Consider the following 13,510-nt stretch of genomic DNA (forward strand, 5'->3'; position numbering starts at 1 on the left):
TAATAAAAATGCATTAATTTACGATGATTAAATTGCGCCTTAAGCGCTTTGGGAAGAAAAAAGAGGCAAGTTTCAGAATTGTTGCATGCAATAGTACTTCCAGAAGAGATGGTAGACCTCTACAAGAACTAGGTTTTTATAATCCAAGAACTAAGGAAACCAGGCTTGACACAGAAGCTTTAAGAACAAGACTTATTCAGGGTGCTCAGCCAACTAATGTTGTGAGAACTTTATTAGAAAAGGGAGGGTTATTAGAAAAAACAGAGAGACCATCTATCGCAATTGGTAAAGCAAAGTTAGAGAAGGAAAAATTAGCTAAGGCTAAAACTAAAGACGAAGAAAATGATAGTACTAAAGCAGAAAGCGAAAGTAATGAAGCTGAAAGCTAGTGATTTGATCAATTTTTATTCTTATTCAATAACTAGATGAAGGAAGTTTCCAAAATTGGTCACTTCAAAATTGATTTGCCAAGCTCTGATGCCGCTACAGCATTATCTGGACCTGGTAATTCTTTCTTAAAAAAATTTGAGTCTCTGACAGGAGTTTCTTTAACTATAAGAGGCTTACAACTTGAGATGAACGGTGTAATATCTAAAATTGAGAGAGCCTCAGCATTAGTAGAACTAACAAGACCAATTTGGGAACAAGGGTTAGAAGTCCCAGAGGTAGATCTTAAAGCGGCTTTAAGTTCTTTAAATATGGGCGAATCGTCTTCACATGCTGAACTTGGAAAAAAAATTCTTGCACGTTCAAAAGAAGGAAGATTTTTAAGACCAAGAACTATAAGGCAAAAAGAATATGTTGAATCAATTGAAAACTTTGACCTTACGTTCGCAATTGGGCCAGCTGGAACTGGCAAGACATTTTTAGCAACTGTTTGCGCGGCAAGGCTATTGAACGAGAAAAAAATTGAAAAAATTGTTTTAACCAGACCAGCTGTAGAAGCTGGTGAAAGTTTGGGATTTCTACCTGGTGATTTGCAACAAAAAGTAGATCCATATTTAAGACCCTTATTTGATTCTTTACATAGTATTTTCGGGTTTGATAGAACAAATTCGTTAATTGATAAGGGAATTATTGAAGTTGCTCCTTTGGCATTTATGAGAGGCAGAACCTTAGATAACTCCATAGTTATCCTAGATGAAGCTCAAAATACTACTTGCTCTCAAATGAGAATGTTTTTGACCAGATTAGGAGAGAGATCAAAAATGGTTGTAAACGGAGATATTACACAAATTGATTTAAAAAAAGATCAGGAAAGCGGCCTCATTGAAGCATCGAGAATTTTCACTGAAACTGAAGGCATAAAATTTTGTTATTTAAATATTGAAGATGTAGTTCGTCATCCTTTAGTTCAGAAAATTATTGAGGCTTATCAATAAATTTATAACTCTGGAGATCCGTACCCTGAAATTTTAAAAAACAAGTAGAATAGGTTCATATTTAATTAAAGAAAATGCCAGCAAGTAGTAATTTCAATCAGGCTATTCGTGAAGCACAAACTAGTTCAATTGTTGGACCAAATGTTGTTCAAAAAGCTCTACCTTATGTAGGTGGAGGTATGGTTTTAACTTCTTTAGGAGTTTTAGCAGGTGTCTCACTAATAGCAACAAATCCTGGACTTTTCCAACCTCTTTCAATAGTTGCATTAATTGCAGAATTGATTTTGTTTTTTATAGCCACAAGTGCTGCAAATAATGCAAATAACGCGAAGGCCTTGCCATTGCTGACGGGATTTAGTTTGTTAACTGGATTCACATTAAGTGGAATAGTTGCTTTAGCAATAGGAACAATTGGTATTGGTTCGGTTGGAACAGCTGCCTTAGCTACGGGTATAACTTTCGTTATTGCCTCTTACACTGGCCAAAGAATGAGTGATAGTGTTGGTCAAGCACTAAGTGGAGTAGTTGGTCTAGGATTAATAGGACTGCTTATAGCAATGTTCGTCCAATTAATTGGAGGATTCTTTGCTCCAGGAGTTTTTGGGGGTTCAGGACTCGAATTGATAATTGCAGGATTTGGAACTGTCTTATTTGTTGCAATGTCTTTCGTTGATTTCTATACAATGCCAAGAAGATACAATGATGATCAATACCTTGCAGGAGCTTTAGGAATGTATCTAACTTATATAAATCTTTTTGTTTTTATATTGAGATTAATGATTGCACTACAAGGCGGTGGAAGAAGAGACTAAACACATAACGTAAATAAATAATCTAAAGCGTAGATTTGTTCCTACGCTTTTTTATTGGGCGATATCAAGAATTTGTTTTTTTATGAATTCCTTTTGCTCTGAGTCATACTTTACTGAATCATCAAAACTATTACCCATATCATCTAATTCTCTAAGGACTTGATTGACAGACTTTGTAACTGACTTAGTTTCTAGCAGTCTTAAAATAGCCTTACATCTATCTGAAATGTTTTCTGATGTTATCTCATATTCATGATTATTATCTCTTCGATGAATAATAATTTGAGCGGAACTCATTATTAAATTTTTTACTACTATTTCTGTTACAGCATCACCACCTTCGTTCAGTTTGTAAATGAGTGAATAAGGAAGTTTATCTAACAAAAGACAATCGTTATCTGATAAAGCGTATGCAAAAAATCCTCTGAGCCCATTTCTTGTTTTAGTTAGCTCTGCGATTCTATCTGCTAAAACCTCTTCGCTGAGTAAATCTTCACCCCACTCTTTGCACCATTGTGCGGATATGTTTATTGCTTGCGTGAACGAAGCTTCTTTTAAATTTATTGTTTTTTTTTCCATTTTTGATCAGAATTTTATTATTGATGCATTAAAGTCTTTGGCTAATTATAGATCTGGGTTTGTAACTTTACTAGGAAGGCCAAATGTTGGTAAATCTACTTTAATAAATAAATTGATTGGAGAAAAAATAACAATTACTTCTCCAATAGCGCAAACTACCAGAAATAAATTAAAAGGAATACTTACTACAGACAATGGCCAAATAATTTTTGTTGATACGCCAGGTGTTCATAAACCTCATCACAGACTTGGAGAGATATTAGTAAAAAACGCAAAATCTGCAATTAATGGAGTTGATATAGTAATTTTTGTAATTGATTCAAGTGCAGAACCTGGTAGAGGTGATGAATATATTTTGAACTTTCTAATCGCAAATAAAACTGAGTTTATTGTGGCATTAAATAAGTGGGATTTGGTTAATAAAGAATTTAGGAATTTACGATTAGACCAATATAGAAGATTTTTTGGAATTAATAGAAACTTTCAAATTGTAAGTGCTTCTAAAGGAGAGGGATGTTCTGAACTAGTCGATATGGCACTTAATTTTCTTCCAGAGGGACCAAAACTTTATGGCGAAGAGACGATTTGCGATCAACCATTAGATAACTTATTATCTGATTTAGTAAGAGAGCAGGTATTAATAAATACAAGAGAAGAGGTACCTCATAGTGTCGCAGTGAAGATAGAGAAGAGAGAGGAAATGAAAAGAAAAAATGGCAAAGTTTTTACAGCTATTTTGGCAACTATTATCGTTGAAAGATCAACTCAAAAAGGTATTCTTATTGGAAAGAAAGGTTCAATGTTAAAAATTATTGGTCAGTCAGCAAGATCAAATATGTCAAAATTAATTGATGGTCCAGTTCACCTAGAGTTGTTTGTGAAAGTTGTTCCAAATTGGAGAAAAAAAGAATTAAGGTTAATTGAATTTGGTTATGAGGAAGATTTCTAGATGAGTTATTTTAATTTTGATGTAATTACATTGTTTCCCAAAGCTTTTGAATTAATAAATAATTTAGGAGTTATAACAAGAGCTCTAGATAAGAATTTGATCAATGTAAATTTACATGATTTAAGAGAATACGGAGAAGGTTCTTACAGGCAAGTAGACGATAAGCCTTATGGAGGAGGGGCAGGTATGGTATTAAAACCTGAACCTATTTATAAGGCATATGAATCCATTAGTAAATTACCTAAAAGAAAAACTCTTCTGATGACCCCACAGGGTAAAGTCTTAAAGCAAAAGGATCTTGCGAGATGGTCCACTTTGGATCAAATAATAATTATTTGTGGTCAATATGAAGGTTTTGATGAAAGGATTAGATGTTTAGCTGATGAAGAGATATCGATAGGCGATTATGTACTTTCTGGAGGTGAAATACCCGCTATATCAATAATTAACGGTTTGACTAGATTATTACCAGGAACTCTTGGTGATCCAGACTCCTTAGTCGATGAGAGTCATAATTCTTCTTTATTAGAATATCCTCAATTCACGAGGCCGTTAATTTTTAAAGATATGAAAGTGCCAGATATTCTTGTAAGCGGTAATCATGAAGAGATTAAATCGTGGAGAAGAAGAAAAAGTTTTGAAAGAACATTGGAGAGAAGAAGTGACTTAATTTCAAATGAAAACTACAAAAAATCCCCACAAAGTAAGAGAATAATGAAAGAAAATAATCAATTCATGAAATTTAGAATAGGTAATGGATACGATATTCACAGACTAGTAGAGGATAGAGATTTAATTATTGGAGGTGTAAAATTGCATCATCCTGAAAATTTAGGTTTGGATGGTCATAGTGATGCTGATGTTTTAAGTCACTCAATAATGGATGCATTATTGGGAGCACTTTCGTTGGGTGACATAGGAAAGTATTTCCCTCCATCTGATGAAAAATGGAAAAATGCTGATAGCTTGTTTTTGTTATCAAAAGTAATTGAATTGATAAGACAAGATGGTTGGGAAATAAATAATATTGATAGTGTTCTTGTTGCTGAAAGGCCAAAAATTATGCCACATATAAAACTAATGAAAAAAAATATTTCTGAAATCTTAAATATTGATGAAAATTTAATTGGGATTAAAGCAACCACGAATGAAAAATTAGGTCCAGAAGGGAGAGAAGAGGGCATAAGTTGCCATTCAGTAGTTCTACTTGAGAAAAAATGAGATTTAATTTAAATTTGAAAAAAAAATTTCAAAGATTTTGTCTATTATTAATTTGCTTGGTAGTTTTAATTTTTCAATCTGATATTACCAATTTAAAAGCTCTTACAATGGATAATTTTCAAAGTGAAATGGTCATAGAGGAATTAAGACTTAAAGTACCTGCCGATGTAAAAGCAGCTTGGTTAAATGCTGAAAAAGAAATATGGGAGCCATGGTTATCTTCTCAAGATGGTTTTTTGGGAAGACAATTATTTTGGGATAAAGAAAAAGAAGAAGCATTAATATTGGTAAATTGGAAAAGTAAGAAATTATGGAAAAGCATACCAATGTCAGAAGTAAATGTAGTTCAACAAAAATTTGAAGCTAATGTTAAAGCTGCTCTAAATATAGGCGAAAATCCTTTTGAATTGATTTATGAGGGAGAATTAGATAAGCAAACATGAATTTTGATATCAAGTTTGATTTTCAAAGAAGAGATAGGCTTGGACTTATTGAGGCTATTTGGGGGCAAGATAAGAGTATAGACCAATTAGAGAGATTATCTGAAAATGTATTAAGTAAAAATGAGGTTGTTTTCATTACTAGGATTAATAGTGAAAAGGCTAATTATCTTTTAGATTTGTATGATGATGCACGATTCTATGAAGAAGCAAATTGCCTAACAATTGGTAAAAATCTGAATAAAATAAACACGAATAAAAAAGTTGCTATAGTTTCTGGCGGCTCAAGCGATTTAGCCGTAACACTTGAAGCTCAATTAGCACTTGAAATTTATGGAGTGAATTGTCAATCTTTTATAGATGTTGGAGTAGCTGGACTTCATCGATTGATGAGTCAGTTAGAAGAAATTAATAAATATGATGTATTAATAGTTTGTGCTGGAATGGAAGGTGCTTTGGCAACGGTTGTCGGTGGATTGTTGGCACAACCCATAATTGCAGTACCGGTATCAGTCGGATACGGCGTTAGCAAGGATGGAGAAACTGCATTAAATAGTATGTTGTCAAGTTGTTCTCCTGGTATTGCAGTTATGAATATAGATAATGGTTACGGAGCAGCAATGGCGGCTCTAAGAATTATTAAAAGTATTTCCTAAATAATTACTTTTTTTCTATTTCTAATAGGTTTTCTATCCATAAATTAAGTTGTCTTGATAGCATTCCTTCTTCTCTCATTTTGATTGCTTTTATCACGACTTCTGTATTTACCCACTCTGGAAATCTTTTTTGCATTTATTTTTATATTCAGTAATTTTAATTTGGTACAAATTTTTATAAAAACAAGATCTAAGTAACAAATTTAATCTTTTATATTTGATTTTGTACCTAATCTGGACAGCTCAGATGAGGTATGTTCACTTTCTACATTTTTTAATCTTTCAATTAGCTCAGAGAGATCTTTATGGGCTAACTCACCATTTTGCTCCCATTTAAGGGACCTTGAGTTACTATCAATTTTTTCTTTCATTGTAATATTTAAGTATTAAAAATATAAAACGAAAACAGGAGAAATTTGGTTATTGTTTCAAGCCTAAACTTAAAAAAATATGAAGATTTTTAATATATAAAGAATTTATCTTTTAACCACCGCCAACTATTGAAACGATTTCTAAATTATCACCATCTTTAAGTTTCACTTTTTCCCATTTCATTGAATTTATAATTAAATTATTTAACTCCACTACAATTGTGTTTGGTTTATATCCCATATGGTTAAGAGCCGTAGATAGTAGAGCATTTTCATGATCAAGTTCTATTTTTTTTTCTTCCCCATTTACCTTAATTTTCATGAGATAGCTCTTTTAGAATCATAATAGCGTCTTCTTTAGGATCTTCAGAATTCATTAATTGAGAGACTAGAGCAACTTTTTTAAACCCATTTCTTTTTAAGTAAGGAATATTATTTGACTTAATTCCTCCGATAGCAAACCAAGGAATATTTAAATCCTTTGTTAATGTTTTGATATTTTCAATACCTAAAGGTTTTTTGTTCTTTTTTGTTGTAGTTTCAAATACTGGTCCTATTCCTATGTAATCACAACCCTCCTTAAGAGCATTTGTAATATCAATTGCATTATTTGCACTTATACCAATAATTTTTGAATAACCTAATAGTTTTCTTGCGGTTTTTAAGTCTAAATCGTCTTGTCCAAGATGAATTCCATCCGCGTTAGATGCTAGAGCTATATCAATTCTATCGTTAACGATAAACAAAGAATCATATCTTTTACATAGATTTTTTATCTGAATTGCTTCTTGAAGATGATCTTGATCAGTTCCCGTTTTAAATCTATGTTGAATAATTCTAACTCCCGCAATTAAAATCTCTTCTATTATTTCTAATAAATTGTCCTTTGGATCTGTGATTACATATAGGTCATTTTCTTTTATTATTTCCTCCGACTTCTTACACTTGCTATAACTCAATAAGTCAATTTCAATAGTATAAATTTCATATCTAATTTCCGAGGCGATTTTTGAAAGCTCATTATTCTTTAACCTTGAGAATTCTTCTATGACTCTTAATGCTTCTTGAACTCGGGCTGAATTAGAACTTATAATTTGCTCAGAAGTTTTCCTGTTGATTTGCTCTTGATGTGTTAATCCTTTACATTTGTCCTCAATGTGATTTCTAGATTGTTTATAAACTTCTAAGTGATTTTTTCCTAAAATTTGTCTAAAATTTTTAATCTTTTCAACATATTTTTCTTTGCCTAGACCAAATCTAGCCCAATCCTCTAGTACTCTTAGTCCTTCTCTAGCTCTATCTAGATTAGCGTCAATAATTTGATAAATTCTTAAATCTTCTGTGTTTGTTGTATTGGAATTCAGCATTTGTATTTTATTTTTTGTAGTTTTTAAAAATTCTTAGGGCATTCTCTCTATCATTTTTAATTTGACTAGAAAGTTGCTTGATATTATTGAACTTGATTTGAGATCTAAGCTTTTCAACTGGCTCTACAGATAGATTTAAACCATATAGACTTATATCTTTATTTATTAAATGAACTTCAACTGCAGATGGTAATAAGGGATTTATTGTTGGTTGAGAGCCAAGATTCATAACAGATTCAATTTTTTGGTTGGAATTTTCTATAGTTGTCCAAGCTGCGTAGACTCCTTCTCCAGGTAAAAATTTTCTGCCATCTATTTCAAGATTTGCGGTGGGCCACCCTATACTTTTTCCAATACCTTTACCTTTTACAACCTTTCCATTAAAACTATAAGGTCTATTAAGAATTTTGAAAGCATTTTTCAGATCACTTTTATCTAATAAATCTCTTATTCTGCTGCTGCTTATTCTACCTTCTTTGTCTTCTAAAATTGGAGTAATTTTTAGTTTTATATCCGTATCTTTAATTATATTTTTTATAGTATTTATATCTCCACTTCTTTTAAAACCAAATTTAAAATTAGCACCTACAGAAATGTTTTTTGCTTGTAATTGATTTATCAAAATATCTCTTACAAATCTTTCTGCACTTAATTTAGATAATTCCTTGTTAAAAGGAATCAGAACTAATTGTTCAATCCCGAGGTCTTCAAGAATAGGTAGTTTTTCTTCAGGTAAATCAAGTCTAAGGCGTGTCTCTTTGTATAGAACTTCTCTTGGATGAGGCCAGAAGCTTGCAATTGTAGGGGTATATAGATTGTCTTCAACAACACTTTTTATTAATTTTCTGTGGCCGGCATGAAGCCCATCAAAACTCCCAATAGCTATTGAAGTAGGATTCTTAACTTCAGATGGCGATATTAAAGAGATCAAAAGATTACGTGCAATTTTATGTTTTTGATGGCAAATTTGAATAGATCATAGTTTATTCAATCAAATGAATGTCTGACAAAATTGATTTTCAGTCCCTTTCATTTGGAATGCGGCGCATTGGATGGATTCGCTTTTGGGTTCAATCCATTTTAGGTGTTGTTGTTGCAGCTGTTTTGCTTTTTTCAAATGTTGTAAATAATAGCGAAGGACAGCTTGGCTTGGCGCCTGGTTTATCACTTACAACAATATCCTTGATCTTACTACTTTTTAGTCTTTGGCAAGGTTGGTTAATAGTTAGAACAGGAAGAGCAATCGCAAGCAATGCAAGACCCTCAAGAGGGCAAACCAGTAGATTAATAAAAAGAGGACTAATAGTTGATTTATTAGGAATTTTGTTTGGATTAATTGGATATCAAGCTCTTATGGGGGCACTATTTATACAAGCATCCTCACAGACGACTGGACAATTAATAACAGCGACATCTGATATTCCAATTACTGGACTTGAAATATTATCTGTTCTCAGCAACACACAAGTTATTGCTGCTCATTTTTTTGGACTATGCTTTTCTTTATGGCTTTTAAGAAGGATTTACAAATGAATTATTAATTTTAGGTAAGTCATCTAAATTACCCCTCCAAAATAAATCTGGTTCTACAGGTGTAAGCGATATTTTATTATCTTGTATTTGAGATACATCACTAGGCCAATTCTTAGGACCATAACCTTTTGATTTAAGATCTAAAACTACTTCACCTGCTAACCAATAATAATCATCACCCCTTGGGTCTTCTCTTTTTGAAAATTGATTTTTATATTTTCTTACTGATAATCTTGTCCAGGATAATTCTCTTATTTTGCTTTCCTCGCAAGGGGGTATATTCAAGTTTAATAAAAGTGAAGCTGGCCAGTTATCCTTAATGGCTTGTTCGGCAATATTCATTGCAATTTCTCCAGCAAATTCAAAATTCTTCCATTTAAAACTAGCTACACTTATTGCCATAGAAGGAACATTTTCTAAAGTTCCCTCCATGGCTGCAGCAACTGTGCCCGAACAAAAAATATCTGTTCCTAAATTTGGACCGTGATTTATTCCAGATAAAACAAGATCAGGTTTATTATCCAAGAGTTCAGATAGTGCTAATTTGACGCAATCAGCAGGCGTGCCCGAACATCCCCAAGCTTCAATTCCTTCCTCGAATAATTCGTCCGCTCTTTCCACTCTTAATGGAGATTGTAAAGTAAGACCATGACCAGTAGCGGACCTTTCTTGGTCAGGACATACTACTTTTACCTTATGCCCTCTTATTCGAGCTGATTTTGCTAATGCTCTTATCCCCGCTGCAAAAACACCATCATCATTGCTAATTAAAATATTTAACGGTTTCATTAATCAATAAATTTTATTTATGGACGATATTTAAGTAAGATGAAGCAATACTTATTTTTACTATATCAGTGAGTCAGATTGAATCATTAAGTCAAATTGAGGAAAAATTAAATAATCTTTCTCTAACAGCAAAAAATAATATAGATAAAGCTAGTACTCATGAAGAACTGGATCAATTGAGAGTTTCCTTGTTAGGTAAAAAAGGTGAGTTGTCAATTGTCTTGAAAATAATGGGTCAATTATCTGCTACTGATAGACCAGTTGTTGGCCAGAAGGCAAATTTAATAAAGATAAATTTGCAAGAATTAATAACTGAAAGAAAAAATCAACTAAATAGTGAGGCCTTAGATAAAAAGATTAAAACAGAAAAAATTGATGTAACTATCCCTTCAATTGGAACCCCCCCTGGAAATAAACATCCTTTAATTTCAACTCAAGATGAAATAATTGATATTTTTTGTGGTTTAGGATATACAGTTGAAAGTGGGCCTGAAATAGAAACTGATTTTTATAATTTTGAGTCTCTCAATATTCCTAAAAATCATCCCGCAAGAGATATGCAGGATACTTTCTACTTAGATGAAAATCGTCTTTTAAGGACTCATACTTCTCCTGTACAGATAAGATACCTAGAAAAAAATCCTCCTCCAGTAAGAATTATTGCCCCAGGGAGAGTGTATAGGAGAGATGCTGTAGATGCTACCCATTCCCCTGTATTTAATCAGGTCGAGGTTTTATGTATCGATCAAGATATTAATTTTAGTCATTTAAGAGGAACAGTTCTTACTTTTTTAAAGACCTTTTTTGGAGATATTCCTGTAAGATTTAGAGCTAGTTATTTCCCATTTACTGAACCTTCGGCAGAAGTAGATGTTCAATGGAAAGGTAAATGGTTAGAAGTAATGGGATGCGGAATGGTAGATCCGAAGGTCCTAGAAAAATTAGGAATAGATTCTGAGAAATGGACAGGATTCGCTGCGGGATTAGGAGTTGAAAGATTTTGTATGGTAAGACATCAGATTGACGACATCAGAAAATTTTATACAAATGATCTTAGATTCTTAGAACAGTTCTAGTAAAATTGAAATTTTAAATTAGGATTGTCTAGCAAATTAGTTTAATATAGTCATAGTTTTTAGTTTTTTGATTGGTACGTAAAGCAGGGCTAATAGTTAATGATGGAAAAGAACTTGCGGTTCAAACTGCAAGTTCTGTTGAGAAAAAGTTGGCAAAATCTAATTATGAAGTTGTAAGGGTCAGTAGCTCTGGCGGAATGGTTGGCTTCGCGAATCCTGATCAACATGTACGTCCTTTGGGATATACGAATTGTGTTCCCGAGGGGTTTGACTCGTCAATAGAATTTGCAATTGTTCTTGGCGGAGATGGAACCGTGCTTTCTGCAGCAAGGCAAACAGCACCTGCTAAAATTCCAATCCTTACAATAAATACTGGTCATTTAGGTTTTCTTGCGGAAGCTTATTTATCAAATCTTGATGAAGCAATAGATAAAATCATTGCTGGAAATTGGGATATTGAAGAGAGAACATGCTTTATTGTTAGTGTAATGAGGAATGATCAGAGGAGATGGGAGTCTCTCTGTCTTAATGAGATGGCTCTTCATAGAGAACCTCTGACAAGTATGTGTCATTTCGAGATTTCTATTGGGCGACATGCTCCTGTGGATATATCAGCTGATGGAGTAATTCTATCTACGCCAACTGGTTCTACTGCATATTCGTTGAGTGCTGGTGGGCCAGTTATTACACCAGATTGCCCAGTTGTGCAATTAACTCCAATTGCTCCACATTCATTGGCATCTAGGGCATTGGTTTTTAATGATTCAGAGCCAGTAACTGTTTTCCCCGCAACTCCTGAAAGGTTGGTAATGGTTGTTGATGGGAATGCTGGTTGTTATGTTTGGCCTGAAGATAGGGTTTTAATAAGAAAAAGTAAACACTCAGTAAAGTTTATTAGACTTGAAGATCATGAATTTTTCCAAGTTTTAAGAAATAAACTAGGTTGGGGGTTACCCCATGTGGCTAAACCAGATAAATAAAAATTATTCAAGATTCTTTTTTTCCTTTTAATATAAAAACAGGATTATTTGGTTCTAATCTCATTCCTTCAGCGATACTTAAGCTTTTATAGGTCTGAATTAAATTTAAAATTGTTTCGAAATTTTTATCTTCTAATTCCTCTTTCAATTCTTTAATAGTTTGAATGTCAATTATTGGGATAACGATAATATCTCCAATACTCATACTCTCAGCCAGAGTATTAATAATTTGAAGTTTAGTGTTCTTATCACATCCTCCAATTACTAATCTATTAGGTTTTCCAAAAGAACTTAAATTTCTTGTGTTCAAGGAATTATTTATGTCTTCCTCTAAAATAAATTTTGGTTTAACGCCAAGCCTTTTTGAGTTTTCTAGTATTAATGCTTTTGATCCAATTCTTTTATCGATACAAAATAAATCTAAATTAGGCCTTAATTTTAGTGCTTCTAAACCTATTGATCCACAACCTGCTCCTATATCCCAGATGACACCATTTTTAGGGAGTTCTAGATCAGCTAAGATTTGAACGCGAACCTCCCTTTTAGTAAATAAATTTGGTCTATCATCAAAAGTTTTAAAAACATTGTCACTTATACCGAAAAGAGGGATATTATAATTTGTGTAATTTTCCTTTGTTTTTGTAAGAACGACAAAGTTCAAACTTGATATATCAGATGGTAATGACTCTTTAAGATTTAATTTTCTTATCTTTTCATTCTCGAAGCCAATCTCTTCAAAGAGCCAAAAATCATAGAAGTCAATAAGATTTAATTCTGATAAGTTTTTTTTGATTATTTCTAAACTATTGTTATTTGAATCTGTAATAATAGCCAAGCTTGAAGGCCTTGATTTAAGAGCCTCTACTAACCTATTAGAATCTCTGCCGTGCATACTCACATTAACAGTATTTTGCCATGGAATCTTTAACTTACTAAATGCCAATTGAATGCAAGTATTTGAAGGGTAGAAACTTAATTCATCTTTTGAAAAATTTTCTAGTAGTATTCTCCCAATGCCAAACCAAAGTGGATCACCTCTCGAAATTAAAATAACATCAGTTTTTTGTGATCTAAGCCATTTAACAAGTTCCTTATTACTGTTGCTCGAAAAGAATAATTTCTTTTTTTCTAAACCATTTTTGCTCCATGATTTTATTTCTTCAAAATATGAATTTGGAACTGCAATAGAAACTGTCTCTTGAAATAGATTTTGTAATTTGAAAGATAGATCCTCAAATTTATAAGAATTAATTCCTACTACATGAATTTTTCTTTTTTTTTCAGTCATAAATATTTAATTAAAAGAAACTTATCTATTTGAATGTTTTATTAAATTATCTTATGATTGTTCGAGC

General features: G+C 32.6%; 18 protein-coding genes. 10 read left to right on the forward strand and 8 right to left on the reverse strand.

All coding sequences use genetic code 11. From position 1 onward, the window contains the following. The first annotated feature begins 23 nt into the window (after nucleotides 1-23). The 3 genes from rpsP (at nucleotide 24) to BS621_RS06900 (ending at nucleotide 2,194) form a co-directional block, all read left to right on the forward strand. Nucleotides 24-389 (forward strand): 30S ribosomal protein S16, encoded by a 366-nt coding sequence (gene rpsP, locus BS621_RS06890; RefSeq protein WP_077142283.1) that lies wholly within the window; start codon nucleotides 24-26, stop codon nucleotides 387-389. 36 nt (nucleotides 390-425) lie between these two features. After that, entirely contained in the window at nucleotides 426-1,382 is a 957-nt protein-coding gene (locus BS621_RS06895) for a PhoH family protein (RefSeq protein WP_077142284.1), read from the forward strand. A gap of 74 nt (nucleotides 1,383-1,456) precedes the next feature. Continuing rightward, nucleotides 1,457-2,194: a Bax inhibitor-1/YccA family protein gene (locus BS621_RS06900; RefSeq protein ID WP_011818901.1), complete on the forward strand. Its 738-nt coding sequence runs from the start codon at nucleotides 1,457-1,459 to the stop codon at nucleotides 2,192-2,194. A gap of 51 nt (nucleotides 2,195-2,245) precedes the next feature. Here the strand turns inward: BS621_RS06900 and BS621_RS06905 are convergent, their stop codons facing one another. Further along, nucleotides 2,246-2,773: a hypothetical protein gene (locus BS621_RS06905; protein ID WP_077142285.1), complete on the reverse strand. Its 528-nt coding sequence runs from the start codon at nucleotides 2,771-2,773 to the stop codon at nucleotides 2,246-2,248. A 37-nt stretch (nucleotides 2,774-2,810) separates the two neighbouring features. Here BS621_RS06905 and era point away from each other — a divergent pair, with 37 nt between their 5' ends. The 4 genes from era to larB are packed head-to-tail and all read left to right on the forward strand — an operon-like array spanning nucleotide 2,811 to nucleotide 6,039. Then, a complete protein-coding gene (gene era / locus BS621_RS06910) occupies nucleotides 2,811-3,722 on the forward strand; it encodes a GTPase Era (RefSeq protein WP_077142684.1) in 912 nt (303 codons plus the stop codon). Then, on the forward strand, nucleotides 3,723-4,943 hold the full coding sequence (gene trmD / locus BS621_RS06915) for a tRNA (guanosine(37)-N1)-methyltransferase TrmD (RefSeq protein ID WP_077142286.1): 1,221 nt from the start codon (nucleotides 3,723-3,725) through the stop codon (nucleotides 4,941-4,943). Next, entirely contained in the window at nucleotides 4,940-5,386 is a 447-nt protein-coding gene (locus BS621_RS06920; protein WP_077142287.1) for a TIGR03792 family protein, read from the forward strand. Before trmD ends, BS621_RS06920 begins: the two co-directional genes overlap by 4 nt. Then, the gene (gene larB, locus BS621_RS06925; protein ID WP_077142288.1) at nucleotides 5,383-6,039 is read left to right on the forward strand and encodes a nickel pincer cofactor biosynthesis protein LarB; all 657 of its coding nucleotides are present in this window, start codon (nucleotides 5,383-5,385) and stop codon (nucleotides 6,037-6,039) included. The genes BS621_RS06920 and larB overlap by 4 nt, the downstream gene beginning before the upstream one ends. 4 nt (nucleotides 6,040-6,043) lie before the next feature. Here larB and BS621_RS09725 read toward each other — a convergent pair whose 3' ends face one another. The 5 genes from BS621_RS09725 to BS621_RS06940 all read right to left on the reverse strand — a co-directional run bounded on the left by BS621_RS09725 (nucleotide 6,044) and on the right by BS621_RS06940 (nucleotide 8,708). After that, entirely contained in the window at nucleotides 6,044-6,175 is a 132-nt protein-coding gene (locus BS621_RS09725) for a hypothetical protein (protein ID WP_257787464.1), read from the reverse strand. A 67-nt stretch (nucleotides 6,176-6,242) separates the two neighbouring features. Further along, the gene (locus BS621_RS09530; RefSeq protein ID WP_011863393.1) at nucleotides 6,243-6,410 is read right to left on the reverse strand and encodes a hypothetical protein; all 168 of its coding nucleotides are present in this window, start codon (nucleotides 6,408-6,410) and stop codon (nucleotides 6,243-6,245) included. A 112-nt stretch (nucleotides 6,411-6,522) separates the two neighbouring features. Further along, nucleotides 6,523-6,732 (reverse strand): sulfur carrier protein ThiS, encoded by a 210-nt coding sequence (thiS, locus tag BS621_RS06930; RefSeq protein ID WP_077142289.1) that lies wholly within the window; start codon nucleotides 6,730-6,732, stop codon nucleotides 6,523-6,525. Further along, the gene (locus tag BS621_RS06935; protein ID WP_077142290.1) at nucleotides 6,722-7,777 is read right to left on the reverse strand and encodes a thiamine phosphate synthase; all 1,056 of its coding nucleotides are present in this window, start codon (nucleotides 7,775-7,777) and stop codon (nucleotides 6,722-6,724) included. The genes thiS and BS621_RS06935 overlap by 11 nt, the downstream gene beginning before the upstream one ends. A gap of 7 nt (nucleotides 7,778-7,784) precedes the next feature. Then, the gene (locus BS621_RS06940; protein WP_077142291.1) at nucleotides 7,785-8,708 is read right to left on the reverse strand and encodes a bifunctional riboflavin kinase/FAD synthetase; all 924 of its coding nucleotides are present in this window, start codon (nucleotides 8,706-8,708) and stop codon (nucleotides 7,785-7,787) included. A 68-nt stretch (nucleotides 8,709-8,776) separates the two neighbouring features. Here BS621_RS06940 and BS621_RS06945 point away from each other — a divergent pair, with 68 nt between their 5' ends. After that, entirely contained in the window at nucleotides 8,777-9,310 is a 534-nt protein-coding gene (locus BS621_RS06945) for a DUF3611 family protein (protein ID WP_077142292.1), read from the forward strand. Here BS621_RS06945 and surE read toward each other — a convergent pair. Next, complete coding sequence (gene surE, locus BS621_RS06950; RefSeq protein WP_077142293.1) at nucleotides 9,290-10,099, reverse strand: 5'/3'-nucleotidase SurE; 810 nt, start codon at nucleotides 10,097-10,099, stop codon at nucleotides 9,290-9,292. The two genes, BS621_RS06945 and surE, sit on opposite strands and share 21 nt — an antisense overlap. Nucleotides 10,100-10,167: 68 nt before the next feature. On the opposite strand from surE, the gene pheS reads away from it, so the two are divergent. Both pheS and BS621_RS06960 read left to right on the forward strand, forming a co-directional pair. Continuing rightward, nucleotides 10,168-11,175 carry a phenylalanine--tRNA ligase subunit alpha gene (pheS, locus tag BS621_RS06955; protein WP_077142294.1) on the forward strand — a complete coding sequence of 336 codons (1,008 nt, stop codon included), beginning with the start codon at nucleotides 10,168-10,170 and terminating at the stop codon, nucleotides 11,173-11,175. Nucleotides 11,176-11,246: 71 nt separating this feature from the next. Then, nucleotides 11,247-12,155, forward strand: coding sequence for an NAD(+) kinase (locus tag BS621_RS06960; RefSeq protein ID WP_077142295.1), 909 nt, complete (start codon nucleotides 11,247-11,249; stop codon nucleotides 12,153-12,155). Nucleotides 12,156-12,162: 7 nt separating this feature from the next. Here BS621_RS06960 and cbiE read toward each other — a convergent pair whose 3' ends face one another. Continuing rightward, nucleotides 12,163-13,443 carry a precorrin-6y C5,15-methyltransferase (decarboxylating) subunit CbiE gene (gene cbiE / locus BS621_RS06965; protein ID WP_077142296.1) on the reverse strand — a complete coding sequence of 427 codons (1,281 nt, stop codon included), beginning with the start codon at nucleotides 13,441-13,443 and terminating at the stop codon, nucleotides 12,163-12,165. Nucleotides 13,444-13,510 lie beyond the last annotated feature (67 nt).

The organism is Prochlorococcus sp. RS04 (genome assembly GCF_001989455.1).
Classification (GTDB): domain Bacteria; phylum Cyanobacteriota; class Cyanobacteriia; order PCC-6307; family Cyanobiaceae; genus Prochlorococcus_A.